Source organism: Sphingorhabdus profundilacus, from assembly GCF_009769755.1.
GTDB lineage: Bacteria > Pseudomonadota > Alphaproteobacteria > Sphingomonadales > Sphingomonadaceae > Sphingorhabdus_B > Sphingorhabdus_B profundilacus.
Map to the genome: position 1 here is coordinate 926,707 of NZ_SDWJ01000001.1, position 25,510 is coordinate 952,216.

Consider the following 25,510-nt stretch of genomic DNA (forward strand, 5'->3'; position numbering starts at 1 on the left):
GCAATCCCGCCTTGCGAGGATAAGGCCAGATGGTTAGGGAAGCGGCCAAATCAAAGTAAATCCCAGACAGGAAAGTTACCGACATGGCAGCGCAATATAGCTTCGTAATGAAAGGGATGACCAAAACCTTCCCCGGCGCGAGTAAGCCCGTCCTCAGCAATATCAATTTGCAATTTTACCCGGATGCTAAAATCGGCATCGTTGGTCCGAACGGTACCGGTAAATCGACGCTGATGAAAATCATGGCTGGCATGGACACGGAATTTACCGGTGAAGCATGGCCGGGCGAAAACATCCGCGTGGGATATCTGGCGCAGGAACCCGAACTTGATCCGAACAAAACGGTCAAGGAAAATGTCATGGACGGAGTCCGCCCGGTTGCGGATCTGGTGGACCGTTTCAACGAAATATCGATGCTGATGGCCGACCCGCCAGAAGACGCCGATTTCGATGCCTTGATGGAAGAAATGGGAACGCTGCAGGAAAAGATTGACGCCGTCGATGGGTGGAGCCTCGATAGCCAGTTGGAACTGGCCATGGACGCCCTGCGTTGCCCGCCTGCAGATAGTCCGGTTACGAACCTGTCAGGCGGCGAAAAGCGCAGAATTGCCTTGACCCGATTGCTGCTGGAAAAGCCTGACATATTGCTGCTCGACGAACCGACCAACCATCTTGATGCCGAATCTGTGGCGTGGCTGGAAAAGCATCTCGTCGACTATAAGGGCAACGTCATTCTGGTTACCCACGACCGTTATTTTCTGGATAATGTCGTCAGCTGGATACTCGAACTCGATCGTGGACGGTATTTTGTCTATGAAGGCAATTATTCCACCTATCTGGAAAAGAAAGCCAAGCGGCTCGAACAGGAATCGCGTGAAGATGCCGGACGGCAAAAGGCGATCAAGGACGAGCTGGAATGGATCCGGCAAAGCCCCAAGGCGCGGCAAACCAAATCCAAGGCGCGTATCAAATCTTTCGATCAATTGGTCGAGGCACAGGAGAACCGCACCCCTGGAAAGGCACAGATTGTTATCCAGATACCGGAACGTCTGGGCAGCAAGGTGATCGAAGTCAAAAATGTGTCGAAAGCCTATGGCGACAAATTATTGTTCGAAAACTTGTCGTTCAGCATTCCGCCCGGCGGCATCGTCGGTGTTATCGGCCCCAATGGTGCAGGTAAATCGACCTTGTTCCGGTTAATCACCGGTCAGGAAACCCCGGATAGCGGCGAAGTTGATATTGGCGAGACAGTGCGCTTGGGCTTTGTCGACCAGAGCCGTGACGACCTTGATCCCAATAAAAATGTCTGGGAAGAAATTTCCGGTGGGGCGGATTTCATGAAATTGGGCAAACATGAAACGCCAACGCGCGCTTATGTTGGTGCATTCAATTTCAAGGGCACGGATCAACAGAAAAAGGTCGGATTATTGTCGGGCGGCGAACGCAATCGCGTCCACATGGCCAAGATGCTGAAAGAGGGCGGCAATGTTCTGTTGCTTGACGAACCTACCAACGATCTTGATGTGGAAACATTGTCTGCGTTGGAAGAGGCATTGGAAAGTTTTGCCGGTTGCGCGGTGGTCATAAGCCATGACCGCTTTTTCCTCGACCGTCTGGCGACCCATATTCTCGCATTTGAAGGCGATAGCCATGTCGAATGGTTTGAAGGTAATTTTGAATCTTACGAAGAGGACAAGATTGCCCGCCTTGGTGACGAAGCGACCCGGCCACATCGGGCTACCTACAAGAAAATGACGCGATAGGATTCATCCATATATTCGGGAAAGCGCTGTGACAATTTCCAGACGGATATTGGGCTATGCACTGGCCGCCGGGATATTGTGCGGTGGCGCATCTGCACATAATATATGGGCTGTGGGTCCGGTTGAACAATGGATCGCGGCCGATGATGATGTCGCGCGAAATATTTCGGAAACTGGATTTTTCAGCGGCATCGAAATTGCGGACTATCGATTTTCAGAGAACGGATTTGACTGGCATCTGATCCGGTTTACCAACACTGCCAAGCCTTATGGTCCACTTTGGCTTGTGCCGCATGATGACGAAAATGCCGCTTTCGACGCGATGATTGCCGCGCTTAAGGAACATGGCGGGGTCGGTATCGCCGTGAATAGCGGAAACGGAAGCGCCCGGATGCAAAGCGGTTATGGCCGTTGCGGGGTTGATGTCCGCAAAAAAGCGGCATGTGACCCTAACCGGAATTTTGACAGCCAATCCCCGGCATTCACATCCACGATCCTTGATCAGCGCCCCATCGGCCAGCCGGTTATCGCGTTGCACACCAACAGCCCTGGATTTGCGGGCGATGGCCAAGGGGGCAGGGGCGATATCAGCATCGTTGACAAGATCGCTTTCCGCCAAGGTGAAAAGCGAGCACGAAAAGGTGCGTTACTGGCGGTAAGCCCAATTCCCCTGATGGCCAATTATGACACGCTCGGGCTGGTCGCCCATGCGCGTGCCCATGGCTCCCCATCTGCGGCGACAAAGGCATGTGGGCGCGCCTTATCCGACAGCGGGATACATTTCTGGCATGAAGAGGTAGATCAAAGCGACGGGTCCATGTCGAATTACCTCGCCTTGAACGAGCCCGATATTGCCTATTTCAATGCGGAGAGCCGTGCAGATGCCGATCTTGCGATAGCGGCGTCGCGGCACTTAATCATGGTGAAAACCTTTATTGATCGCTGTTCGTCAGGGAACAAGCCAACGGCCGGTCCATGAACTGTTTTCATCCTGCCAATCCCAACGCGCACGCCGGTGGCCCATATTGGCAAGAAATAACCATTCGATAGAGCGAACCTCGAACAACAATAGCGCGAAATTTTCGCGGGCGTCGCTCAGTTGCGCTTCGTCGGGTTGGCGGCCTTCGATCCATTGGGGTAAACCCGATGTTGGCCCCTCACTGGGCGTTGCCGGTGCCATTTCCGACATGTAGCAACGCCTTGCAAACGGCGTAGAGCCTGACCATGCGATATTTACAGCTTCGGGATCGGTGGCCAAAATTGCCTTGCCTCCCAATCGCAATTGCAGCCTTTCACCGGCGTCATACATCAGCACCGATGCGTTGCTATTCAAGGCGATTTCGCCGATTTTGGTTGAGCGTAAATCAGTGTGAAATCGCAAGCGGCGCATATTGCGATCCGCCTCGCGCAGGACCATGACACGCAATTGGGGGACGCCGTCGCCATCCACAGTTCCCACCACCGGCGTGTGGGCCGCGGATGATCTTTTGCTTGCACCCGGCTCAATCAAGTCCCACGCTTTGGTAAAACTTAAGTCAATATCATTATAAAATTCAGTATCTTGTAGGCTTGATGTCATTGCGGCTCGAACATTCCTGTTGCTTCATCAAGAACATGTAACTCACCCTGCGCTATCCCGAAATAGGCACCATGGAGTTTGAGAAAGCCCGTCTTTTCACGCTCTGTAATGAAGGGAAATGTGCGTAAATTGGCAAGGCTTACCCTAACCGTTTCCAGTTCCAGCGCATGTTGCGGATCATCGCAATTGGCCGCCAAAATTGCGTCACGGGCATCATCGATGATGCCCACCCATTTATCGACAAAACTATGGCCCTGCTGACCAAGATCGCTGCCCGACAGCGAAGCCGTGATCCCGCCGCACTGGGCGTGACCGAGAATGACGATATGCCTGACCTCCAGACCAAGAACGCCAAATTCGATCGCAGCCGACACACCGTGGAGACCACCGCCTGTTTCATAAGGCGGAACGAGATTTGCGACATTTCTCAGCGCGAAGACTTGACCCGGCACTGTATCAAAAACCGTTGCCGGATCGACACGGCTGTCGCAGCAGGAAATAATCATCACGGGCGGCGATTGACCGTCACTGGCCAGAGCGTCAAAACGCGCCTTTTGCTTGACATAGGCATCATTTCGAAACCGCTTGTAACCTTCAATCAACGAAGCAAATTCCGGCATTTAAAAGCGGTCCCCACGAACAACCTGGACATCACCAATGGTGAGCAGGAGCCGGTAGCTATCCAGCAAAGGAACCAGGGCGTCCACCAGATGATTTGCCTTTTCTGTGGATGCGACGACAAGGACAATGGTTTTCGCCGCAGCGCCGGTAACATCGTCCTGTTGCCATTGACCGTTCCGGCCACCGCCTGAATCAACATGAATAAGACTCCACCCCGAGATATCTACTGCCTTGATCAGGGCGGTAATCCGGGGGGCAAGAGGGGTGTCGACGAGTATTTCGATCCGTTTCCGGGTGACTGTTTCTGCCATATTCTATCCGATCAGCTGAGCATAAGCGGCCATCAGTGAAATGCCGAAGATGATATTGAATGGAAAGGTGATACCCAAAGACATGCTCAAATAAATCCCCGGATCAGCCTCTGGCAATGCCAGACGCATCGCAGCCGGGACGGCGATATAAGACGCGCTTGCCGCGAGAATTCCAAGCGCCGCCGCAGAGGCAATGTCTAGGCCGATGGCGGTCCCCAATGTCGTCCCGATGACACCGTTCAGCACCGGTAAAATGATGGCGAGAACCACCAGTTTTAGCGTTATTTTCCGCGATTGCACCAATCGCCGGGCCGCGATCAGCCCCATGTCGAGCAAAAACAGGCAAAGGACACCGCGAAAGCCGGTGTCAAATAACGGTTTAACAGGCGCGAAACCGTCCTTCCCTGCGATCATTCCGATTACAAAACTACCGACGAGCAGGACGACCGAAGCGTTCGTAAGCACTTCGTGCCAAGGGACCGTGGCGCCTGACGACGCTTGTCCGCGGCGTGCCAGCACCAGGCCGCTGATGATGGCGGGTGTTTCCATCAATGCCAGAACGGCAACCATATAGCCAGCCGGCCCCAATCCCTGACCGGTCAATATTTCCTTTGCGGTCACAAAAGTAACGACACTGACCGAACCATAATGTGCTGCAACCGCACCGGCATCAATTTTTGAAAGGCCGCCAAAGCTGCGTAGCAGCGCGAATGCGATGATCGGCAGCAAAAAGCTTAAGGCTATACCCGCCACAGAAGCGGCGATAAGGTCGGCGGTAATCCCGCTGGACGCAACTTCAACGCCGCCTTTCAACCCGATGGCCGCCATCAAATATAGAGACATGGCTTTTGCAAAAGCCTCGGGAATGGAAAGGTCCGACTTTGCCAGCGCCGCCAAAAAGCCCAGAACGAAGAACAAAATGACCGGAGATGTCAGCGTATCAACGATCATACCACCTCCTGATTGCAAAAACACCCTCTCGATAGCAGGCAAGTTGCAGTTGGCAAGTGGGTGCCGCATCGCTATCTGGGCGACATGAACGCACCCATCATCCCGCCCGAACGACCACAGCGTGAACGCAAACCTGACTGGATCAGGGTAAAAGCGCCGACAAGCGCAGGTTTTAATGAAACCCGTCGCCTTATGCGCGACCTTAATCTGAATACTGTGTGCGAAGAAGCGGCATGCCCCAATATCGGTGAATGCTGGACGAAGAAACATGCCACCGTCATGATATTGGGCGATGTATGCACGAGGGCATGTGCATTTTGTAACGTCAAAACGGGCATGCCAAAGGCGGTTGATCCACTTGAGCCGGAGCATGTTGCGATTGCCGCTGCAAAAATGGGATTGGAGCATATCGTGATCACGTCGGTGGACCGCGATGATTTGCCCGATGGTGGTGCCAGTCAGTTCGTCAAAGTGATTGAAGCGCTGCGTCGCAATACCCCCAAAACGACGATTGAAATCCTGACACCCGATTTCAGGAACAAGGCAGATGCGGCCGTTGAGGCTATCGTTGCCGCCCGTCCCGATGTGTATAACCACAATCTGGAGACGGTGCCGCGTCTGTACCCGACGATAAGACCGGGCGCGCGTTATTACGCATCGTTGCGTTTGCTTGAATCTGTCAAACGGCATGATCCATCTATTTTCACTAAATCCGGTGTCATGCTTGGTTTGGGTGAAGAACGGATGGAAGTGCATCAGGTCATGGACGACATGCGGAGCGCCGGCATCGACTTTTTGACGATGGGCCAATATTTGCAGCCGACACCCAAGCATACCAAAGTCATGGATTTTGTGACGCCTCAAGCTTTCGATGCATATGCTGCTATTGCAAGGGCGAAGGGGTTTTTGTTGGTCGCTTCCAGTCCGCTCACACGTTCGAGCTACCATGCGGGGGACGATTTCGCCAAAATGCGCGACGCACGGGCGGCACAACTGGCCAAAGCAGGCTAGATCCAACGCCGATGCCCCACCACCACGAACGCCGGACTTTGCCGCACAGCGCCGCGCAAATGTTTGATCTGGTTGCCGATGTCGGTCGCTATCCCGAATTTCTTCCCTGGGTCAGCGCCGTGCGTATCCGAAAGGATGACGACAGTGAAATGCTGGCCGACATGATCGTCGGTTTCAAATCATTGCGCGAAACATTCAGCAGTCGGGTTTTAAAGACAGAAAATTCATCGATAACGGTCGATTATCTTGATGGACCGATGAAGCATCTGCATAATAGCTGGCGGTTTGAAGATAATGCGGATGGTGGTTCAACGGTGGATTTTACCGTTGATTTTTCGTTCCGGAACAAGGTGTTCGAAGCGTTGGCAGGGCAATTTTTTGACGCGGCACTCCGCAAGATGACATCTGCATTTATCGAGCGGGCGGACGTCCTTTACGGGGCGGGGGGAAGCAATAGCCCCAACGCGTGAAGCGTCGCATAACTGCGAATATCCGCTCTGCTTTTGTCGGAACCGAACTGAATTTTGTCGCCGACCATATCCTCGGCATCTTTCCCTTTTTCGGCGACGGCGAATACAACGGTTCCCACCGGCTTTTTTTCCGTACCCCCGTCGGGTCCGGCAATTCCACTGATCGCCACGGCAATATCGGCACCGCTTCGTTTCAAGGCACCTTGTGCCATTGCCCATGCCACCGCAACGGAAACCGCACCGAAAGTGTCAAGAATATCGGCATTTACACCAAGCATTCTCATTTTAGCTTCGTTTGAATAGGTCACAAAGCCGCTGTCCAGAACCGAACTGCTGCCCGGTACTTCGGTTATAGCCGCTGCGACCAGCCCGCCAGTGCAGCTTTCAGCGGTTGCGATCGTTCGCCCCGCAGCGCGATTTTCGGCGACAACGCGTTCGGCCAATTTGGCTATTTTCTGGGGCAGGACGGATTTCATCAGTTTGGCTTTTCAAAAGTGGCAATCGCTTGGGCTGCTATACCTTCACCGCGCCCGGTAAAGCCAAGCAATTCGGTTGTCGTCGCTTTTACCGATATACGCTCGATATCTGTACCGGTTATTTCCGCAATGCGCGCCCGCATTGCGGATCGATGCGGCCCTATTTTAGGAGCCTCGCAAATTATGGTGACATCGACGTTTGAAAGCTCGTACCCCATATCGCGCGCCAATTTCATCGCATGGGCCAAAAAGCGGTCAGACGACGCCCCCTTCCATTGGGGATCGGAAGGCGGGAAATGGTCACCGATATCACCCAAGGCGAGTGCGCCTAGCATCGCATCGGTCAAGGCGTGCAGCGCGACATCGGCATCGCTATGACCTGAAAGACCTTTGTCATACGGGATCAGAACGCCGCAAAGCCATAATTGTTCACCGGCGACCAGACGATGGACGTCGAACCCTGTTCCGCTTCGCATCGAAGTAATCATGTCTTTTCCTGAAAAGTCCTTGGCAAATGTCATTTTTGTCAAAGCGTCGTCGCCCGGAACAATATGCACTTCCAAGCCATTGGCCATTAGCATCCGGGCGTCATCGGTCGGTTCTGCACCACTCCAGCCCAAATGTGCAGCATGGATTGCACTGAAATGGAAGGCCTGGGGTGTTTGGATCCGCCACAGATTTTCTCGCTCTACTGTCTCGGTCAATATGTCCGTCCCGCGCGCGATGCTGTCGACCATCGGCAGGGCAGGCACTGCTCCCGGTGCCTCCAAAAGCGCATTTAGCAGGTCGTCAATCACCTGTTCGGGCAGAAAGGGTCGCGCAGCATCATGTATCAACACATAATCTGCCCCCCCCATTTGCGCGATTGCGGCCAGCCCGTTGCGAACACTTTCGCGCCGCGTTGCGCCGCCGGTTACCAAAAGTGGGGCGGGCAATCCTTCAACCGCGGCCTGCGCCTGATTTTCCTGTCCGGCCCCGATGACCAGGACGACACTCTCTATTTCCGGGCGGTTGGAAAAAACAGCATAGCTGTGGCGCAGCATCGGCTGCCCTTTTACCTTGCAAAATTGCTTGGGAGTTGATCCACCGGCCCGGCTGCCCGAACCGGCCGCAACGATGAGGGCAATGATATGCGGACGTGAAGCCATTGTCGCGCCTTAGCCATCCCGCTGTTGCACGCCAAGCCGAAAGCGAGTAACGGCCTGCCTAAATTTTAGGCAATGTAGAAAAGATGAAACTCGCACCCATTCACATCGGCAATATCGAAATTGATTGCCCTGTCATTTTGGCACCGATGACCGGTGTTACCGATATGCCATTTCGTAAAATCGTCCGGCGTTTCGGATCAGGGCTGAATGTCACTGAAATGATCGCCAGCCAGGCTATGGTTCGCGAAACGAGGCAATCATTACAAAAATGCGAATGGGACGCGATCGAAGAACCGGTTTCCATGCAATTGGCCGGATGCACCGCCTATGAAATGGGGGAGGCAGCCAAGCTAAATGAAGATCGCGGCGCCGCGATCATCGACATCAATATGGGGTGCCCGGTCAAAAAAGTGGTGAATGGCGATGCGGGTTCTGCGTTGATGCGCGATTTGCCATTGGCTGCCAGCTTGATCGAAGCGACGGTAAAGGCGGTTTCGGTTCCGGTCACGGTGAAAATGCGGATGGGGTGGGACCATGGCAGTCTGAATGCCCCGGAACTGGCGCATATCGCCGAAGATCTGGGCGCAAAAATGGTGACGGTCCATGGCCGTACCCGTAACCAGATGTATAAAGGGTCCGCCGATTGGGCCTTTGTCCGCAATGTCAAGGATCGGGTGTCTGTTCCCGTTATCGTCAATGGCGATATCTGCACGATTTCCGATGCTGAACAAGCGTTGGAACAAAGTGGCGCTGATGGAATCATGGTAGGCCGCGGCGCTTATGGCAAGCCGTGGCTGTTGAGCCAGATGATGCACTGGTTCCGCAATGGAAGCATTTTGCCCGATCCGGGTATCGAGGCGCAATATCACCTCATCATCGAACATTATCGGGCGATGCTGGATCTTTATGGAAATGATGTCGGGCTACGGTGTGCGCGAAAGCATATTGGCTGGTATACCAAGGGACTGAACGGTTCGGCGGAGTTTCGCAATTTTGTGAACCGTATCGATGACCCTGAAATTGTCGTCGATGAACTGACACGTTTTTACGAACCATTTTTGTCGCGCACTGCGGCCTGATGGCGCATTCGGCGATGAAGCATCCGGACTTTGGGCAAATCCTGACCAATATTCCGGTGCCGGTTTTGCTTATCTCGCCCGATAACAAAATTGCTTACGCCAATGATGCAAGCGAGGCGTTTTTTGGCAGAAGCAGAAAACGACTTGAAGGGCAGTTTGTCGAATCGGTTTTGCTTTTTGAAAGCGAGCGAATGAATCTTGCGCTTGTTTCCCAGGAAAATGACCTTTCGGCGCAGGATATGGAATTGAAGTCTGTCCACGGGTCGATCACCGTCGACATCAACATTTCGTTACTGCCCGGTGAAACCGACTGGCGGATTGCCGTTATTTCCCCCCGACATGGGGGTCGTGAACATATCGGCGAACAGAAAGACAGCGGGCAACAGCAGGCTATGGGTGCGCCGGCGATATTGGGGCACGAAATCAAAAATCCTCTGGCAGGGATAAAAGGAGCGGCGCAATTACTGGCACGGCATGTGGACAAGAAAAATCAGCCTTTGACCGAATTGATAGTCAATGAAGTCGACCGGATTGCCCGGTTGCTGGATCAGATGCAAAAACTTGGACGATCCGAACCGCCGGAACTTGCGCCTGCAAATGTGCATTTGTTGATCGAACGTGCGATCCGATCACTCAGGGCGGCGAATCGGGCAATGCCTGAACTTTCGATCAATTATGACCCGTCCCTTCCCGAAGTGCTTATCGATGCCGACGGTATGGTCCAGATATTGATAAATCTGATGCAAAATGCGGTTGATGCGTTGCAAGGCAGGCTGGATGGGGTCATCGGCATATCCACCCGTTTTGTGATGAGCGGCGCCCTGCGTGAGGCTGACCTTGAACGAAAATCGGTAAAGCTGCCCGTCGAAATCGCCATTTCTGACAACGGCCCCGGCGTGCCCGCGCATATCGAGGATGAACTGTTTTCCCCGTTCGTAACCACCAAGCGTGACGGGCAGGGCCTTGGCCTTGCGATTGTGCGGAATCTTGCCCAAAATATGAACAGCCGCATTGTGTTTGAACGTGACGTTCAGAAGAATATCACCATTTTCCGCCTTTTCCTGCCCGTCGCAACTATGAAAGCTGACATATGACCAATCCCAGAGTTTTGATCGTCGAAGATGACGCATCGATCGGGATGGTCGTTAGCGCCGCTTTATCGGCGGAGAATATCGATACCCAGATTTGTGATTCAGTCAGTGCACGAAATGCGGCACTCGATACGGGGCATTTTGATTTGATGCTGACCGATGTGGTGCTGAAAGACAGCGACGGGCTGGCGACATTGAAAGAGGTGATGGCGGCAACGCCGGACATGCCGGTGATTATCATGTCCGCACAAAACACTCTGGAAACCGCCGTGCGCGCCAGCGAAATCAATGCGTTCGAATATTTCCCCAAGCCATTTGACCTGAACGACCTTGTCCTGGCGGTAAAACAGGGAATTGATAAGCGACGTACCACGCCGGATAGCGGCGCAGATACCCTGTCCGAAGCCAACCTGCCCATGATCGGCAGGAGTGTGGCCATGCAGGATGTTTACAGAATGGTTGCGCGTTTGCTCCGCAATGACCTTTCAGTGCTGATTTCGGGGGAAAGTGGTACCGGCAAGGAATTGGTGGCGGAGGCTATTCATAGTCTGGGTCACCGGCAAACCGGACCCTTTGTTGCAGTGAACATGGCCGCGATTCCAAGCGAGTTGATAGAGGCTGAACTTTTCGGGCACGAAAAAGGCTCTTTTACCGGCGCAGTAGGACAGGCCATAGGCCGTTTTGAACAGGCGCAGGGGGGCACGCTATTTCTCGATGAAATTGGCGACATGCCCAAACATGCCCAAACCCGCCTATTACGCGCGTTGCAAAGTGGCGTTATAAGCCGCATCGGCGGAAAAGCCAGTATCAGGCTGGACGTCCGTATCATCGCTGCCACCAATCAACGGCTTGAGGAATTGATCGCGAATGGTAAATTTCGTGAAGATCTGTTTTACCGTCTGAATGTGGTGCCGATACATATGCCGCCACTGCGCGATCGCACCGATGACATCGGTTTGCTGGCACATCATTTTTTGATCCTTGCCGCCAAAGACGGCCTTCCGCTCAGGAAAATTGATGATAGCGCAATCGCGGCGTTAATGACGATGCCCTGGCGCGGGAATATCAGGGAGCTTCGAAATCTGATCTATCGTCTGGCGCTGGTGTGCCGTGAGGACGTCATTACCGATTCCACCATTTTCCAAAATGTGGAAAGTGCGCCAGACGGCGACGCGCCGGTACAAGGCGCCAGTTTTGAAGCAGCGGTCGTCCAGTTTCTTAGGGATCATAAACAGCGGGGGCATATAAGAGACAAGATTTATCCCAAGGCATTGGCCCAATTCGAAACGCCTTTGCTGCAACATGTCATGCGGCAGGTTAAAGGTAATCAGTTGAAAGCAGCGGCATTGCTTGGGATCAACAGGAACACGTTACGCAAAAAGCTGACCGAATATGGGATTGGTACCGGACTTTCAGGTTGAATCGGGTTTTGGGCAAGATGACAAGTTATGAAACGCGCAATTTTGTGCTTTTCAGGCAACGCTGACGCTGCCACAGTGGCTTTATGGCAACAACCCCAATGATCGAGGAAGGAAACGGGCAATCGTTCGCCAAGCGTTTGCTTCAGTCGACCGCCAACGCGCTCGGCAATAGCCAGTCGATCAAATTTATGGAGATTGGCAGCGCGTTGCTGTTGATCGGTGTGACCGCAGCAACGGCTTTTATCTTGATGGATCAAGGCCCCCAGTCAGAACCACTTTCTCCTGCGGCATCGGCAACCATGTTGGTTGCAAATCTTTTGCCTGCAACTTTGCTGCTGGTGCTTTTCGGACGCCGGATCGCATTGAAGCGGGCCGAAGGCAGCAATATCGATAGCCAGCAATTATTGCATGTGCGGCTCGTCGCGATTTTCTCCGCGATCACGGCCGTCCCGACATTGCTACTGGTCGTTTTTGCGTCCCTGCTGTTCCAAAGCGGCGTGCAATTCTGGTTTTCAGGATCGGCCCGCGGCATGCTGGAAAATGCCGGCGAACTTGCCAAAGGCTATTATGAAGTCAACGCGCGGGATGTGGGTGACGAAACACTGACAATGGCGGGCGATTTTCGCAATGCCTTAAGCCAGACAAATCCCGACGACCCGGCATTTCTTAGCTATTATTTCGAACAGGTTTTTCGCCGCAGGTTAAGTGAATCCGCAATTGTATCGGTCCAGGCGGACGGCATACAGCGCACTGAAGCCGTCGCGACCGAAAATACAGGCCGCACGCAAGACTGGATCCCGCCCGAAACCTTGGCAAAATTGCAAGCGGGGGAGGGCACGGTTGTGACCAATCGGACCGACCGGATTGAAGTGGTCACGGTGTTGTTCGATTCACCGCGCAGCTATCTTTATGCGAGCCGGGCCTTGTCAGTGCCGTCCTTTCAGCTGGGTGCGAAGGCGCAATCGGTCTTGAGGGATTATGACAAGATGGTCGCCCGCTCCCGCGCGTTGCAACTGCAATTCAATATAGCGCTTTATATCGTGTCTCTGCTGATTATCGGGATTACCCTCTGGATTGCTTTGCGCGTCGCTGACCGGCTTGTGCGTCCTGTCAACAATCTGGTCGAGGCTGCACAGCGTATTGCAGGGGGCGATCTTTCTGCACGGGTCAGCGAAGATCAATATCGTGCCGATGAGGTCGGGTTTCTGTCGCAATCATTTAACCGGATGACGGAACGCCTGGAACGTCAGACGGGTGCGTTGTTGGCCACGAACCATCAATTAGGCGAAAGACGGGTATTCATAGAGACGGTGCTGGAATCTGTGTCGGCAGGTGTCGTCTCGGTCAATGAACAAGGCGAAATCGAACTCGCCAATTCGACCGCGGAAAAAATGCTTTTCGGCAAGGCGCAAACGATCGTGGGTCTGAAATTCAGGGATGTGGCACCTGCGCTTGCCGAATTGACGGAAGACCGATCCCGCGGCGTGGTCCAACTGGGCGACGGACCAGAGCCTTTGACCGTGGCTGTCAAGGCGACGCAAAGGGAAAGGGGTGTTGTGGTCACATTCGAAGATATCAGCCAGCAATTGGCGGACCAGCGCCGGGCTGCGTGGTCCGATGTCGCGCGGCGTATCGCGCATGAAATCAAAAATCCGCTAACCCCTATCCAACTCGCCGCCGAACGATTGCAACGGAGATTCGGCAAGCAGGTGGAAAATGACAGCGGCATTTTTGAGCAGCTTACCGCGACCATTATCCGGCAGGTGGGCGACTTACGCAATATTGTCGATGAATTTTCATCCTTTGCCCGAATGCCGAAACCCGTTTTCAGAAACGAAAATCTGCAGGACATTGTCGGACATGCGGTTTTTCTATTTGAAGTGGCACATCCCGATATCAGTTTTAGTTACCAACCCATCGCGCAGTCACCGATGCTGATTTCCGACCGGCGGCAATTGGGGCAAGCTTTTACCAATATATTGAAAAATGCCGTTGAATCTATTCAGGAAAGACAGAAATCGAACCCGATTGACGGTAAGATTTCGGTCGAAATCAAGGAATCCAGCGGTCATCTCTATATCCAGATTTGCGACAATGGCATTGGCCTTCCTGAAGATCGCGACCGGATAATGGAGCCATATATTACCAATCGGGCGACAGGGTCGGGCCTTGGCCTGGCGATCGTCAAGAAGATTGTCGAGGAACATTTTGGTGAAATCTCATTACAGGATTCTCCTGGCGGCGGCGCGATCATAACTCTGACGTTCATCCCGCAAATGGTAGCGGAAAAAGTGAAAAATGCATTTTCGCCGGCGGAACAAAGTAAATTAGCACAGGACGAGTTTTAAACATGGCGCTCGATATTTTGGTAGTAGATGACGAACAGGACATCAGGGATCTGGTGTCCGGCGTGCTGGACGACGACGGCTATAACACGCGCACCGCCGCCACCGCCGATGAAGCGCTGTCCGCACTTGATGAACGCTTGCCTTCATTGATCTTGCTTGACGTTTGGCTGCGCGGGTCATCGATGGATGGCATCGAACTTCTAAAGGCGATAAAAAGCCGTGATCCGCAAATACCGGTGATTGTGTTTTCGGGGCATGGTAATATTGATACCGCAGTTGCCGCGATATCGCAGGGCGCTGTTGATTTTATCGAGAAGCCCTTTGAAGCCGAAAAACTTCTTCATCTGGTTGCTAAAGCAACAGAGACGGAGAGGTTGCGTGCCGAAAACGCATCTTTGCGCGCAAGGGTAGGGCATTCAGAGGAACTGAACGGTTCATCGGCCGCAATCAACAATGTGCGCGCGACGTTGAAAAAAGTGTCCGGCACCGGTAGCCGTATGTTGATTACGGGCCCTGCCGGGGTAGGAAAAGAGGTCGCTGCGCGGCTTTTGCACAGTTGGAGTCCGCGGTCGGAATCTACTTTTGTGTCGGTGAGTGCCGCGCGCTTGTCGCCGGAACGCTTTGATGAAGAGTTATTCGGAATAGAGCAGGATGGCAGCCTGGTGCAGGCCGGGATGCTGGAAAAAGCGCATGGCGGAACATTGTTCCTTGATGAAGTTGCCGATATGCCTTGGACGACTCAAGGTAAAATTTTACGGGTGCTGACCGATCAAAGCTTCGTTCGGGTAGGCGGAGACCGCCAGATTCGCGTCGACGTCCGCTTTGTATCGGCCACCGCAAGGGATTTGGCGCTGGAAATCGCCGAAGGTCGTTTTCGTGAAGATCTGTTCTATCGGCTTAATGTCGTGCCCGTCGAGATTCCGCCTTTGGCGAGCCGACGCGAAGACATTCCTGATCTAGCCAACCATTATGCGGCCCGCTTTGCGTCCGAACATCGAATATCGCCACCGGTTATATCGGATGACGCTATGGCCGCGTTGCAGGCGTGCGAATGGCCCGGCAATGTCAGACAGTTGAGGAATATCATCGAACGGACGATCATATTGGCGCCGTCAAACCGGATTCACCGGATTGAAGCGGACATGTTGCCGTCCGAAATCATCAACAGCTATGAAGGTTCCGAACATAATGTCACCTCCCTGATGGGTGCCCCATTACGCGAGGCAAGGGAGGCCTTTGAACGGGAATATCTGCGGGTTCAGATCAAGCGTTTTTCAGGAAATATTTCCAAAACTGCGGCATTTGTAGGCATGGAGCGGTCAGCGCTTCACCGGAAACTGAAATTGCTGGGAATTTCCGTTCGCAAAAATGGCGACGAGGCCGTCGATGACGAGGACTAGGCCGTGAACCTGGGGCCCGACTGCATAAATACCGCAATTGCGAAAAAAATGTCACTGTTGTAAATAAAATGCATCACATGCACGTTAGGGCTTGCAATCAGGGTCCAGCCTGCATTTGCAAAAAGATAAAATAAACGGATAATGACAATGACTGAAAAGAATAATGGTCTCCAAGACCTCTTTCTGAACTCCCTCAGAAAGTCAAAAACACCGGTAACCATGTTCCTTGTAAAAGGAGTTAAACTACAGGGTGTTGTTACATGGTTTGATAACTTTTCGGTTCTTCTGCGCCGTGATGGTATGTCACAATTGGTGTATAAGCATTCTATTTCAACAATCATGCCTTCATCTTCGCCGGACCGCGCTATATTTGAAGAAATGATGTCACGAGTGACCCATAGAGCAGGCATGTTACAAGATGTATTCCTGCACGCCATGTGTGACAAACGCGAATCAGTTACCACATTTCTGGTAAATGGCGTGATGTTGCAGGGGGCAATTGCGGCTTATGACCTGTTTTCGTTATTGCTGGAACGTGATGGTACGACGCAGCTTGTTTATAAGCATGCCGTTTCGACAATTCAGCCCGCCCATCCCGTCAATTTGGCCGAATATAATCATGGCGTAGATGAGGGCGATGTTTGAGCGTCTTTGATCGTAGTGATTCGGACGAATTTGCCCGCGGCGCTCGTACTCTTGTTATCTACCCCGAATTGCCGGGTAAAGCAGCGGTAGGCGCAGAGGCCCGGCTGGATGAAGCCGAGGGTCTTGCGCTCGCTATCGGGTTGCAGGTCGTCCGCAAGAAACATTATCGCGTTCGCAGCCCCCGTGCTGTCACTCTATTGGGGGGCGGGCAGGTCGAGGAAATAGCCGAAATCGGGCGTGAGCTTGAAATCGATCTTTTGATTGTCGATGCATCACTGACCGCAATACAGCAACGCAATCTGGAGGAAAAAACCGGTCTCAAGACGATCGACCGGACAGGATTAATTCTCGAAATCTTTGGCGAACGCGCGGCAACGGCAGAAGGTCGGTTACAGGTCGAACTGGCACATCTGGATTATCAGGCAGGCCGGCTGGTCCGCAGCTGGACCCATTTGGAACGGCAACGTGGTGGTTTCGGTTTTTTGGGAGGGCCGGGCGAAACGCAAATCGAAGCTGACCGCAGGATGATCCGCGATCGGATGGCAAGATTGCGGCGGGAGCTGGAGGATGTGAAGCGGACGCGATCTCTGCATCGTGCCCGACGCAAAAGGGCGCCGTGGCCGGTAATCGCCCTTGTCGGCTATACAAATGCGGGCAAATCCACATTGTTCAACCGTCTGACACGCGCAACTGTTCTTGCCGAGGACATGCTCTTTGCAACACTGGACCCAACAATGCGGGAAATTTCACTTCCGGGGGTTGAAAAGGCTATCCTATCCGACACCGTCGGTTTTGTATCAGATCTTCCAACGCAACTGGTCGCAGCCTTTCGTGCGACGTTGGAAGAAGTGATTTCTGCCGATATTATCGTGCATGTCCGGGATATTGCCCATAGCGAAAGCGATGCCCAGCGCGACGACGTGCTATCGATACTGCGCGATCTGGGGATCGGGCAGAGTGAAGATGATGGATCGGGGCCGGAAATCATTGAAATCTGGAACAAAGTCGATCTTTTGAGCGACGAACGACGCTTGGAATTAACTGCGATTGCGAAACGCAATGCGGATATTCTTATGATATCGGCCGAAACCGGGGAAGGGGTCGTTGCGTTCAAGCAAAGCCTGTCGGCAATTATCGCCAAACGAAATATCGTTCGGATAATCACAATCCCGAACAATGACGGAGCGATCCTAGCCTGGCTACACGCACGCGGGAAGGTAGATGTCAGAAGCGAAGGGAAAGGCAATCTATCGATCGAAGTGTCCCTAAGTCAGCAACTTTGGGGGCAGTTTGAAAAACAGTTCCCCTATGTCTTGGACTTGCCCTGATCGTTTGACATTGCTTTGCTTTCTCGGGATTTGACCAATTGCCAAAGCTCTTCTTTTTCAGTCAGGGAAAGTTCGGCAAATCTCGCACCGGACAATGCTTCCATCGCGCGGAAACGTCGCTCAAATTTTGCGTTTGCCGATTTCAAGGCAGATTCTGCGTCCACATCATGGAAACGCGCCATGTTTACGACTGCAAATAACAGATCGCCAATCTCATCGGTTAATTCATCGGCCGAAGTCGCCGCCTGAACCTCTTGAATTTCTTCATATATCTTGGCCGTTGCGCCTTCTACATCAGGCCAATCAAAACCAGTTCTTGCCGCCCGTTTCTGGATTTTCTGGGCGCGAAGCAATGCGGGTAGGGCGGTTGCGACACCTGCCAACGCACTCCCATCGGCTTTCGCATCACGCTCCGCAGCCTTAATGTTTTCCCAGTTATCGGTCACGGTTTTGGCATCATATGCGTTACCATCGCCGAATATATGTGGATGGCGTCTTGTCATCTTTTCGCAGATGCCGTCAATAACGTCCTGTAAATCAAAAATACCACGTTCGCTGGCCATCTGGCTGTGGAAAACAACTTGAAGCAAAAGATCGCCCAGTTCGTCTTTCAACGAATCCATGTCAGCACGCTCTATGGCATCCGCAACTTCATATGCTTCTTCAATTGTATATGGTGCAATGCTGCCAAAATCTTGTTCAATGTCCCATGGGCAGCCAGTATCCCGGTTGCGTAAACGGGCCATGATGGTCGCAAGGGTGGTAATATTTGGGGCAGAATTTGGGTTCATAGAAAAGTTCGATAATATATATTATGTTAAGTAATTGATGATATCAGGGCTGCAAGGTCATGACATTGCCTTCGACCTTCCAGCTTTTCATGCTGTCGAGAAAGTTCATTCCCAAGACATTCGTGTCATCAAACTTATCAGAAACGACGACATGATGGTCCTCTATTCGATGTGGACCAATTGCCAAAAGCTTTATCGAGCCGCGTTGAGCCGTTACACGGCCATTGGCGGTGGATATGATCACGGGATATCCATCCCGATCCACTTCGACCGATGCTTCGATGGCCGTATTTTCATTGATCGCCGTCGTGGTCGCACCACTGTCGATCAAAAAACGTACCGGCGTCGTGTTGACTTCGACCTGCAGCCAATAATGCCCGTCATCCTGACGCTTGATAATAATGGCTTGCTGATCGACAGACTGGTTGGCTGTGCCGGCCACTTCGGACTTGACGCGATCCCAAATTTGACGAAATTCGAACCGAAAACTGAAAACCGCAAAAAAAGCGGCAAAAATGGCGATCCAGGCAAGTGTCATCTTGGCGACCTGGCCAAAAGGCAAGCGTCGCGCCGCCAAAGCGCTTACTAAAAGCAAAACGCAGACAATGCCCCAGATGAGCGATGGGCCGTCCTCCATAAAGTTCATGGCACCGCCTTTGTGAAAAGACGATAGAAATTTTCGCTGGTTTGCTGTGCAAATGCTTCAAAAGTTTCGCCCCGCAGCCCCGCAACATAACGGGTTGTATCGGCAACAAAGCCCGGTTCACCGGTTTTGCCACGATGCGGCACAGGTGCCAAAAATGGGGCGTCGGTTTCCACCAATATTCGATCATGCGGAAGCCATTTGGCAACATCTTGCAAGTCAGCCGCGTTTTTGAATGTCACAATACCGGATAATGAAATATAAAACCCCAGATCAAGCGCAATCCGGGCAAAATCTGCGCTGGCCGTGAAGCAATGGATCACGCCGGTGAAACGGCCCCTGGCCATTTCATCCGACAGAATCTGCGCCGTGTCATCCTCGGCATCGCGCGTATGTACGATGAGCGGAAGGCCGGTTTCCCGCGCTGCCACAATATGTTCGACAAAAGATGCGCGTTGTTGTGCGCGATCGCTATGGTCGTAAAAATAGTCCAGACCAGTCTCGCCAATTCCGATCACCCGTTCATGGCGTGCGCGATCAATAAGTTTTGCGGCATCGACGCCCAAATGGCCGTCGGCTTCATGCGGGTGAATACCCACAGACGCCCAAATATCCGGTTGCTGTTCAGCTAACCCAACTATTTCATCCCATTCGCTTTCACGCGTAGAAATATTCAGCATCGCGGTTACGCCGCCCGCACGTGCCCGCGTAAGAACCTCGTCCTGCTGCTCTATCAACCCTTTATAGTTGAGATGGCAATGGGAATCGACCAGGTTCAAGTGCCACTCCCCTCGTCCAGCGGAAGCTCAAGTCTCGGGAACAAACCCTGAGGTTGCTCCAAGCGATAATTGCTTTCGGCAAGGCCTGAATACCAATGTGTACCGATCATTTCAAAGTTCCGGACCGCCTTCGGTATGCCCATCTGGTCGAGCAATTTTTTGGCACTTTCGGGAATGACCGGTAATGCAGCGACGGCCAATTGTGCGATGGATATGAACAAGGTTGCCAATATCGTTTCCATCCGCTTCGGGTCTGCTTTCTTCAACGCCCATGGCGCTTGCGCGTCAATATAGGCGTTGCAAGCGAACACTGCCTGTATCCAGCTTTCCAAGCCTTGCGACATTGCAAGATTCTGGAAATGGTTGGGAATCTCGTTTGAAACACTATTTCCGATTGTTCGGAACAATTCTTCATCTTCACGATGATGCCCATGTATTTCCGGTAGATATCCATCACAATTTTTGAAGATCAGCGACAATGTCCGTTGTGCAAGGTTGCCAAAACTATTGGCCAGATCTGCATTGACGCGCGTAACAATTGCTTCTGCGCTGTAGCTTCCATCTTGACCGAAGCTGACTTCCCGCAAGAAAAAATAGCGCAGCGCATCGACGCCAAACAGGTGCGCCAGTTCCATGGGGTCGACGACATTGCCGAGCGATTTGGACATTTTTTCTCCACGGGAAAGCAGAAAGCCGTGGCCAAAAATCCGCTTTGGCAACGGCAGTCCCGCAGACATCAGGAATGCCGGCCAGTAAACGGCGTGGAACCGTACAATGTCTTTACCGATGATATGAACGTCGGCAGGCCAAAATCTCGCAAACTCGCTCCTATCGTCGGGATAACCAACGCCGGTCATATAGGTGGTGAGTGCGTCGACCCAAACATACATGACATGGTCAGGTGAACCGGGAACTTTGACCCCCCAATCGAAACTGGTACGCGAAACGCTTAAATCACGTAACCCGCCTTCAACAAAGCGCATGACCTCGTTGCGGCGGCTATCGGGCTGGATGAATTCGGGGTTTTCTTCAAACAGCTTAAGCAATGCATCCTGATAGCGCGAAAGCCTGAAGAACCATGTTTCCTCGACCGTCCATTCAACGGGCGTATCTTGGGGCGAAAGCTTGATACCCCCCTCCCCGATATGCAGTTCACTTTCGTCATAAAAGGCTTCATCACGAACCGAATACCAGCCTTCATATCGATCAAGATATAAATCACCGCTCGCTTCCATCGCCTTCCACAGCGCCTGACTGGCCTGATGGTGCCGATCTTCACTGGTGCGGACAAAAGCCGTATATGAAATGTTCAGTTTGTCGCACATCTCTTTGAAGTAAGACGACATTTCGTCAGCGAATTCCAGCGTATCGCGCCCGGCGGCACGGGCCGTCTGAACCATTTTCAATCCATGCTCGTCCGTGCCAGTGATAAATCGAACATCGCGCCCCATCAGCCGTTGAAAACGTGCAATGGCATCGGTTGCTATCGCTTCATAGGCATGACCGATATGGGGCTTGCCATTGGGATATGCGATTGCGGTTGTGATGTAAAAAGGGTCGGACATGAACTCTCTAGCGTTTGATTGATTTACGCTGCCTTATTCGGTTGCACCGAAGCCAGCAAGCTTCCCATTTGGAAAACAACGCTCTGTTTATCAAGGCTGAGAGCGATTGCGCGGTTCGCCAATGCGCTTGCGCTGGCCCACGCATCGGTTGCGCGCGTTACGTCACCCGCCTGCATTTGGCGCGCGCAATCGGCGATTAACGAAGGCGCAAGCCTCAAAAATGCTTCATAACGTGGCTGCGCTGCTTTCAATGCCAATTGGTCGGCCAATAGGCTCCGTATTTGATTGTTCCGATCACCTGTATGCAAAATTGACGTCATGGCGTCTTCCAACTGACGCAGATCAAGTCCCATGAAATCAAGAGCTTGCCCTGGGGAGCCCTTGCCGAATTTTATATAGCTGTCCAATTCTTGGACGCTGATATCGGGCGCAGCCGCACGCAGGGCGACAGACATTTGCTGATCATCCAAAGGTTCGAACCGCAACATCTGACAGCGGGATCGAACCGTTGGCAATAATCGATCGCTGGCGTGACTGACCAATAGAAAATAGGTTCCGACAGGCGGCTCTTCCAAAGATTTCAAAAGCGCATTGGCGCCGCTGCGTTCCAGATCATCGGCTGCGTCGATGATGATCGCACGCTTGTTTGACAGACCGGGTCGTGTCGTTAAGGCAGATTGCAGTTGGCGGATCTGGTCGATGCTGATGCTGCGTTTAAGTTCCGCATTTTCATCAATTTCTTCATCTTCCTTTGGTGGGTCTTTGGGTAAGCGTTTAATGGTCAGAATATCAGGATGCGACCCGCGGTCTATCATCGTGGCAAATTGTCCCTCAGGATCAACCAGCGCCGCCGCCGCCCGCCGTGCAAAACCCGCCTTCCCCAATCCGCGCGGTCCTGCGATTATCCATCCATGGTGCAGTTTGCCAGCAAGCATAGCCGATGAAAATTGTCGCCACGCCGCATCATGCCCGATATATTCAGTCATGATTTTATAAGAAGATCGGAAATTTCGGATAGCAAGCGCGCCGTCACGGTCTTTGGCTCCCCCGACGCATCAACCAGCCTGACGCGGGGGTCGGTTTCGGCAAAACTGACAAAGGCATTGTCGACATCCGAATGAAAGGCCGAATTGCGGCCTTGAATACGATCAGCCTGCCCCGCATCCCGCGCCGAGGCGCGGCGTATGGCTTCACCGGAATCGAGACGAAGAACCAGCGTCCTGTCGGGTAGCAGGCCCCGGCTACCGATCTGATGCAAGGTCAATATATCCGCATCGGAAAGGCCTGAACCGCCGCCTTGATATGCGCGGCTGCTATCCAGAAACCGGTCGGAAATAACCCATTTCCCGCTTTCCAGTGCCGGTTTGATCAGCCGTTCGACATGATCGCTTCTGGCCGCGGCAAACAAAAGCGCTTCGGCCCGGGGGTACCAGCGTTCCGCGCTGCCACCCAGTACAAGCTGCCGGATGGTTTCTGCACCAGATGTGCCACCCGGTTCGCGGGTGATGACCACATCATGACCGGCCTGACGAATAGCGTCTGCGAGCGCAAGGATCTGCGTTGACTTGCCGACCCCCTCACCCCCTTCAACGGAAAGAAAGCGCCCCCGTGCGTTCATGCCTTGACCCGGTGGGCGGATTTTTTACCTCCAGAATAAGGCAACCCGCTCTGTCTATTGAATTTTTTTGACATTTTTGACAAAATCAAGGCACTCTCATTCATGCTTGTCCACATATCCGCTATGTGGCCAGCCAGCCGAAAATGCTAGTGCCAATGGACAATGTGCGACTGAAATTTACGCCATTTAGACTGGCGCTGCGGGTCTGGGGGCATCAATTGCGATAGATTTGCGCCTGATTAAAGCCTTTGCCACGGGCATTTTTCAATCCTGCTTCGGCAGCCGCTTTATCAGCAAATGGGCCCAATCGGACACGGTACAATCCGCCCGCGCCGCCAGAAACAACTGTAGCACCTTCTTTTCTGGCCAGCAAAGCCGCCCGTTTTTCATCGGAAAATGCCCCCAGCTGAACGACATAGTTTCCCGCCGCGGTCACCGCCTTTTTAGGAGTTATTTTGTCCGGCACACTGGTTTTGGATGGTGGTGCCTTTATTTCTATAGCCCTTGCCTGTTCATGCTGTGGCTCGACTGTTACCACAGGTTGAGATTTGGCCAATTTGGCCCGTAAAACTCTCAGGAGCGACTCGGGCGTGTCGATACGCTGCGATGCCATGGCTCCGTCGCGCAACACCGCCTTTTCTTGCTCCGGCGGATTTACCCTCCGGACGCGGACAGCTGTGGGCACGTGCGCCGACAATCCCAATTGCTGCGCCGCCAAAGGCGATATTTCGATTAGGCCATTGCCCGACATCGGCCCACGATCGCTGATGCGGACGAGAATTGTCCGGCCATTGTTCAATTCAGTCACTTCGACATAGCTTGGCAGTGGCAAAGTTCGATGCGCGCCCGACATTCCTGTTGCAGGATAGATATTCGCCAAACCTACGTCATCATAGGTCGGGTTGTCCTGAGGTACATATGTCGTGCCTTCGATGACATAGGGCGCACCGATTTTTACAGGATCATCGCTGACCCCTGAACCTTCCGGTGCCACAGCGGCAGAAGTCGTCGCTGTCGGACTGTCCCCAAAGGTAACGCAACCTGCCAATGCGGCGAATATCACCAAAGCGTATGAATTTTTATTTGCGAACCTCATCAGCCAGTAACCCCACCGAAAGCGCGTAGAAATTAGAACAGTTATAATCCAATATCACGCGGTAGTTGCTACCGAGTAAATAGGCGGTCTTTCCGGGGCCGTCAGGCTCTACCAAGGTTGCAAGCATAGTGTCTTTTGGCCAAAAACCGCGCTCGGTGGTCAAGCCCGACTGTCTCCATTCGGCAATTGTCATCCATTTGCTATGTCGGGCAAATACGCGCGGGCAACGCGGAGCAGTCATCAACGTCTTTACGCCAGCGCGGTTAAATGTCGCGGGGACTTGAACGGCAAACCCCCATTCTTCATCTCGCCGCCAACCCGACTTTACAAAATAATTGGCGATTGAAGTCATCGCATCGACTTCGCTTTTCCAGATGTCCGCATATCCGTCACCGTCGCCGTCCCGCGCCAGACGAAGATAGACGGAGGGCAAAAACTGTGGTTTTCCCAAAGCCCCTGCCCAACTTCCGGTAATTGCATATTGCGGCACGCCTCGGTCAATCATTTTCAGGACAGCGATCAGCTCCGCTTCGAACAGGCTGCGACGGCGGCCTTCATATGCAAGCGAGGCAAGCGCTTCGGGCGCGTTATAATTGCCGGTCACGGCCCCATAATTGGTTTCGTGGCCGTAAATGGCGATCATAATCTCTTCGGGCACGCCCGTTTCCGCCTCGATCCGTCCCAGCATCGGCCGCAATTCCGTGTATTTGCTGCGTCCCCTGCCGATCCGCGAACTGTCCACATGCCGCGCCTTATAGGGGGCGAAATTGGGAACGGGTGCGTCGGTTGCGCCTTCGGGTTGGGAACGGTCAAGCCGGACGACACGTTCATTATAGCTGATTGAAGGAAGCACCGTATCAACCGTCTTGACCGACACGCCTTCATTTAATGCCCGCTGCCGCACTTGGGAAAGATAAGCTCGAAAGCCCCTTTCCAGGGCAATAGCCTGTTGATCAGGCATAACCGCATCCTGTGCAAGGCATGGCTGCGCCAACAGAGCCAAGGAAAGGCCCAGCCCTTTTAAATGTGCAGCTTTGCCGACTTCCACAATCAATCCCCTTGGTCCATGATGGCCAATATGTTGCCACAATACGGGCGATGTGTGAATGACTTTGGTCGTTAATGACAGGCCATCCAACGCAAAAGCGACGAAATTTTGATATCTCATCGCTTGCATGGCCGCAAATTGCTGGCTAGTGGCAATTTCGTCGCGGACAGGTGGCCGAGTGGTTTAAGGCAACGGTCTTGAAAACCGTCGTGGGTGGAAGCTCACCGTGGGTTCGAATCCCACCCTGTCCGCCAGTTTTTCCTTGCATGGATTATTGGGTTCGAGCTAACACCCTTCTATCGGGGCAAGGCAACTTCCCGAATAGGCG

At 53.0% G+C, this 25,510-nt stretch carries 25 protein-coding genes and 1 tRNA gene; 12 read left to right on the top strand and 14 right to left on the bottom strand.

Annotated elements, in window-relative coordinates; all coding sequences use genetic code 11:
• The first annotated feature begins 83 nt into the window (after nucleotides 1-83).
• Nucleotides 84-1,763, top strand: a complete 1,680-nt coding sequence (gene ettA / locus EUU23_RS04245; protein ID WP_160352849.1) for an energy-dependent translational throttle protein EttA — start codon at nucleotides 84-86, stop codon at nucleotides 1,761-1,763.
• Between the two features lie 28 nt (nucleotides 1,764-1,791).
• Complete coding sequence (locus EUU23_RS04250) at nucleotides 1,792-2,742, top strand: hypothetical protein (protein ID WP_160352850.1); 951 nt, start codon at nucleotides 1,792-1,794, stop codon at nucleotides 2,740-2,742.
• On the opposite strand, the gene EUU23_RS04255 is transcribed toward EUU23_RS04250, so the two are convergent.
• From EUU23_RS04255 to EUU23_RS04270, 4 genes are read right to left on the bottom strand one after another with little or no spacing between them, the layout of a single operon-like run.
• Entirely contained in the window at nucleotides 2,713-3,342 is a 630-nt protein-coding gene (locus tag EUU23_RS04255) for a pyridoxamine 5'-phosphate oxidase family protein (RefSeq protein ID WP_160352851.1), read from the bottom strand. The two genes, EUU23_RS04250 and EUU23_RS04255, sit on opposite strands and share 30 nt — an antisense overlap.
• Nucleotides 3,339-3,962 (bottom strand): carbonic anhydrase, encoded by a 624-nt coding sequence (locus tag EUU23_RS04260; protein ID WP_160352852.1) that lies wholly within the window; start codon nucleotides 3,960-3,962, stop codon nucleotides 3,339-3,341. The genes EUU23_RS04255 and EUU23_RS04260 overlap by 4 nt, the downstream gene beginning before the upstream one ends.
• The gene (locus EUU23_RS04265; RefSeq protein WP_160352853.1) at nucleotides 3,963-4,274 is read right to left on the bottom strand and encodes a P-II family nitrogen regulator; all 312 of its coding nucleotides are present in this window, start codon (nucleotides 4,272-4,274) and stop codon (nucleotides 3,963-3,965) included.
• Between the two features lie 3 nt (nucleotides 4,275-4,277).
• The gene (locus EUU23_RS04270; RefSeq protein ID WP_160352854.1) at nucleotides 4,278-5,225 is read right to left on the bottom strand and encodes a sodium-dependent bicarbonate transport family permease; all 948 of its coding nucleotides are present in this window, start codon (nucleotides 5,223-5,225) and stop codon (nucleotides 4,278-4,280) included.
• 84 nt (nucleotides 5,226-5,309) lie between these two features.
• On the opposite strand from EUU23_RS04270, the gene lipA reads away from it, so the two are divergent.
• Entirely contained in the window at nucleotides 5,310-6,236 is a 927-nt protein-coding gene (gene lipA, locus EUU23_RS04275; protein WP_160352855.1) for a lipoyl synthase, read from the top strand.
• 11 nt (nucleotides 6,237-6,247) lie between these two features.
• Complete coding sequence (locus tag EUU23_RS04280) at nucleotides 6,248-6,706, top strand: type II toxin-antitoxin system RatA family toxin (protein ID WP_160352856.1); 459 nt, start codon at nucleotides 6,248-6,250, stop codon at nucleotides 6,704-6,706.
• On the opposite strand, the gene EUU23_RS04285 is transcribed toward EUU23_RS04280, so the two are convergent.
• Together EUU23_RS04285 and EUU23_RS04290 are read right to left on the bottom strand one after the other, a co-directional pair.
• Nucleotides 6,670-7,182, bottom strand: a complete 513-nt coding sequence (locus EUU23_RS04285; RefSeq protein ID WP_160352857.1) for a CinA family protein — start codon at nucleotides 7,180-7,182, stop codon at nucleotides 6,670-6,672. The genes EUU23_RS04280 and EUU23_RS04285 overlap by 37 nt on opposite strands.
• Nucleotides 7,182-8,330, bottom strand: coding sequence for a bifunctional 2-C-methyl-D-erythritol 4-phosphate cytidylyltransferase/2-C-methyl-D-erythritol 2,4-cyclodiphosphate synthase (locus EUU23_RS04290; RefSeq protein ID WP_160352858.1), 1,149 nt, complete (start codon nucleotides 8,328-8,330; stop codon nucleotides 7,182-7,184). The genes EUU23_RS04285 and EUU23_RS04290 overlap by 1 nt, the downstream gene beginning before the upstream one ends.
• 83 nt (nucleotides 8,331-8,413) lie before the next feature.
• Here EUU23_RS04290 and dusB point away from each other — a divergent pair, with 83 nt between their 5' ends.
• The 7 genes from dusB (at nucleotide 8,414) to hflX (ending at nucleotide 17,642) form a co-directional block, all read left to right on the top strand.
• Nucleotides 8,414-9,409 (top strand): tRNA dihydrouridine synthase DusB, encoded by a 996-nt coding sequence (gene dusB, locus EUU23_RS04295; protein WP_160352859.1) that lies wholly within the window; start codon nucleotides 8,414-8,416, stop codon nucleotides 9,407-9,409.
• A complete protein-coding gene (locus EUU23_RS04300) occupies nucleotides 9,409-10,503 on the top strand; it encodes a two-component system sensor histidine kinase NtrB (RefSeq protein ID WP_160352860.1) in 1,095 nt (364 codons plus the stop codon). Before dusB ends, EUU23_RS04300 begins: the two co-directional genes overlap by 1 nt.
• Nucleotides 10,500-11,921: a sigma-54-dependent transcriptional regulator gene (locus EUU23_RS04305; RefSeq protein WP_160352861.1), complete on the top strand. Its 1,422-nt coding sequence runs from the start codon at nucleotides 10,500-10,502 to the stop codon at nucleotides 11,919-11,921. The genes EUU23_RS04300 and EUU23_RS04305 overlap by 4 nt, the downstream gene beginning before the upstream one ends.
• 83 nt (nucleotides 11,922-12,004) lie before the next feature.
• On the top strand, nucleotides 12,005-14,269 hold the full coding sequence (locus EUU23_RS04310) for a sensor histidine kinase (protein WP_160352862.1): 2,265 nt from the start codon (nucleotides 12,005-12,007) through the stop codon (nucleotides 14,267-14,269).
• Nucleotides 14,270-14,271: 2 nt separating this feature from the next.
• Complete coding sequence (gene ntrX, locus EUU23_RS04315; RefSeq protein WP_160352863.1) at nucleotides 14,272-15,669, top strand: nitrogen assimilation response regulator NtrX; 1,398 nt, start codon at nucleotides 14,272-14,274, stop codon at nucleotides 15,667-15,669.
• Nucleotides 15,670-15,816: 147 nt separating this feature from the next.
• Entirely contained in the window at nucleotides 15,817-16,314 is a 498-nt protein-coding gene (hfq, locus tag EUU23_RS04320; protein ID WP_160352864.1) for an RNA chaperone Hfq, read from the top strand.
• Complete coding sequence (gene hflX, locus EUU23_RS04325; protein ID WP_160352865.1) at nucleotides 16,311-17,642, top strand: GTPase HflX; 1,332 nt, start codon at nucleotides 16,311-16,313, stop codon at nucleotides 17,640-17,642. The genes hfq and hflX overlap by 4 nt, the downstream gene beginning before the upstream one ends.
• Here the strand turns inward: hflX and mazG are convergent.
• From mazG to EUU23_RS04365, 8 genes are all read right to left on the bottom strand, one after another.
• Nucleotides 17,621-18,433 (bottom strand): nucleoside triphosphate pyrophosphohydrolase, encoded by an 813-nt coding sequence (gene mazG, locus EUU23_RS04330; protein ID WP_160352866.1) that lies wholly within the window; start codon nucleotides 18,431-18,433, stop codon nucleotides 17,621-17,623. The genes hflX and mazG overlap by 22 nt on opposite strands.
• 43 nt (nucleotides 18,434-18,476) lie before the next feature.
• A complete protein-coding gene (locus EUU23_RS04335; RefSeq protein WP_160352867.1) occupies nucleotides 18,477-19,079 on the bottom strand; it encodes a retropepsin-like aspartic protease family protein in 603 nt (200 codons plus the stop codon).
• Nucleotides 19,076-19,855, bottom strand: coding sequence for a TatD family hydrolase (locus EUU23_RS04340; protein WP_160352868.1), 780 nt, complete (start codon nucleotides 19,853-19,855; stop codon nucleotides 19,076-19,078). Before EUU23_RS04340 ends, EUU23_RS04335 begins: the two co-directional genes overlap by 4 nt.
• On the bottom strand, nucleotides 19,852-21,420 hold the full coding sequence (gene metG / locus EUU23_RS04345; RefSeq protein WP_160352869.1) for a methionine--tRNA ligase: 1,569 nt from the start codon (nucleotides 21,418-21,420) through the stop codon (nucleotides 19,852-19,854). The genes EUU23_RS04340 and metG overlap by 4 nt, the downstream gene beginning before the upstream one ends.
• A 23-nt stretch (nucleotides 21,421-21,443) precedes the next feature.
• Entirely contained in the window at nucleotides 21,444-22,406 is a 963-nt protein-coding gene (locus tag EUU23_RS04350; protein WP_160352870.1) for a DNA polymerase III subunit delta', read from the bottom strand.
• Entirely contained in the window at nucleotides 22,403-23,038 is a 636-nt protein-coding gene (gene tmk / locus EUU23_RS04355) for a dTMP kinase (RefSeq protein ID WP_160352871.1), read from the bottom strand. Before tmk ends, EUU23_RS04350 begins: the two co-directional genes overlap by 4 nt.
• Nucleotides 23,039-23,252: 214 nt before the next feature.
• Nucleotides 23,253-24,101, bottom strand: a complete 849-nt coding sequence (locus tag EUU23_RS04360; RefSeq protein WP_343032692.1) for an SPOR domain-containing protein — start codon at nucleotides 24,099-24,101, stop codon at nucleotides 23,253-23,255.
• Between the two features lie 16 nt (nucleotides 24,102-24,117).
• Nucleotides 24,118-25,095, bottom strand: a complete 978-nt coding sequence (locus tag EUU23_RS04365) for a lytic murein transglycosylase (protein WP_160353527.1) — start codon at nucleotides 25,093-25,095, stop codon at nucleotides 24,118-24,120.
• A 251-nt stretch (nucleotides 25,096-25,346) separates the two neighbouring features.
• Here EUU23_RS04365 and EUU23_RS04370 point away from each other — a divergent pair.
• A tRNA-Ser gene (locus tag EUU23_RS04370) sits at nucleotides 25,347-25,436 on the top strand.
• Nucleotides 25,437-25,510: the final 74 nt, after the last annotated feature.

What these genes read in the sequence shown, in the direction of transcription:
- ettA (WP_160352849.1), top strand. Translation starts at nt 84, where the DNA reads ATGGCAGCGCAATATAGCTTCGTAATGAAAGGGATGACCAAAACCTTC.
- EUU23_RS04255 (WP_160352851.1), bottom strand. Translation starts at nt 3,342, where the DNA reads ATGACATCAAGCCTACAAGATACTGAATTTTATAATGATATTGACTTA.
- EUU23_RS04260 (WP_160352852.1), bottom strand. Translation starts at nt 3,962, where the DNA reads ATGCCGGAATTTGCTTCGTTGATTGAAGGTTACAAGCGGTTTCGAAAT.
- EUU23_RS04265 (WP_160352853.1), bottom strand. Translation starts at nt 4,274, where the DNA reads ATGGCAGAAACAGTCACCCGGAAACGGATCGAAATACTCGTCGACACC.
- EUU23_RS04270 (WP_160352854.1), bottom strand. Translation starts at nt 5,225, where the DNA reads ATGATCGTTGATACGCTGACATCTCCGGTCATTTTGTTCTTCGTTCTG.
- lipA (WP_160352855.1), top strand. Translation starts at nt 5,310, where the DNA reads ATGAACGCACCCATCATCCCGCCCGAACGACCACAGCGTGAACGCAAA.
- EUU23_RS04280 (WP_160352856.1), top strand. Translation starts at nt 6,248, where the DNA reads ATGCCCCACCACCACGAACGCCGGACTTTGCCGCACAGCGCCGCGCAA.
- EUU23_RS04285 (WP_160352857.1), bottom strand. Translation starts at nt 7,182, where the DNA reads ATGAAATCCGTCCTGCCCCAGAAAATAGCCAAATTGGCCGAACGCGTT.
- EUU23_RS04290 (WP_160352858.1), bottom strand. Translation starts at nt 8,330, where the DNA reads ATGGCTTCACGTCCGCATATCATTGCCCTCATCGTTGCGGCCGGTTCG.
- dusB (WP_160352859.1), top strand. Translation starts at nt 8,414, where the DNA reads ATGAAACTCGCACCCATTCACATCGGCAATATCGAAATTGATTGCCCT.
- EUU23_RS04300 (WP_160352860.1), top strand. Translation starts at nt 9,409, where the DNA reads ATGGCGCATTCGGCGATGAAGCATCCGGACTTTGGGCAAATCCTGACC.
- EUU23_RS04305 (WP_160352861.1), top strand. Translation starts at nt 10,500, where the DNA reads ATGACCAATCCCAGAGTTTTGATCGTCGAAGATGACGCATCGATCGGG.
- EUU23_RS04310 (WP_160352862.1), top strand. Translation starts at nt 12,005, where the DNA reads ATGGCAACAACCCCAATGATCGAGGAAGGAAACGGGCAATCGTTCGCC.
- ntrX (WP_160352863.1), top strand. Translation starts at nt 14,272, where the DNA reads ATGGCGCTCGATATTTTGGTAGTAGATGACGAACAGGACATCAGGGAT.
- hfq (WP_160352864.1), top strand. Translation starts at nt 15,817, where the DNA reads ATGACTGAAAAGAATAATGGTCTCCAAGACCTCTTTCTGAACTCCCTC.
- mazG (WP_160352866.1), bottom strand. Translation starts at nt 18,433, where the DNA reads ATGAACCCAAATTCTGCCCCAAATATTACCACCCTTGCGACCATCATG.
- EUU23_RS04335 (WP_160352867.1), bottom strand. Translation starts at nt 19,079, where the DNA reads ATGAACTTTATGGAGGACGGCCCATCGCTCATCTGGGGCATTGTCTGC.
- metG (WP_160352869.1), bottom strand. Translation starts at nt 21,420, where the DNA reads ATGTCCGACCCTTTTTACATCACAACCGCAATCGCATATCCCAATGGC.
- EUU23_RS04350 (WP_160352870.1), bottom strand. Translation starts at nt 22,406, where the DNA reads ATGACTGAATATATCGGGCATGATGCGGCGTGGCGACAATTTTCATCG.
- tmk (WP_160352871.1), bottom strand. Translation starts at nt 23,038, where the DNA reads ATGAACGCACGGGGGCGCTTTCTTTCCGTTGAAGGGGGTGAGGGGGTC.
- EUU23_RS04365 (WP_160353527.1), bottom strand. Translation starts at nt 25,095, where the DNA reads ATGCCTGATCAACAGGCTATTGCCCTGGAAAGGGGCTTTCGAGCTTAT.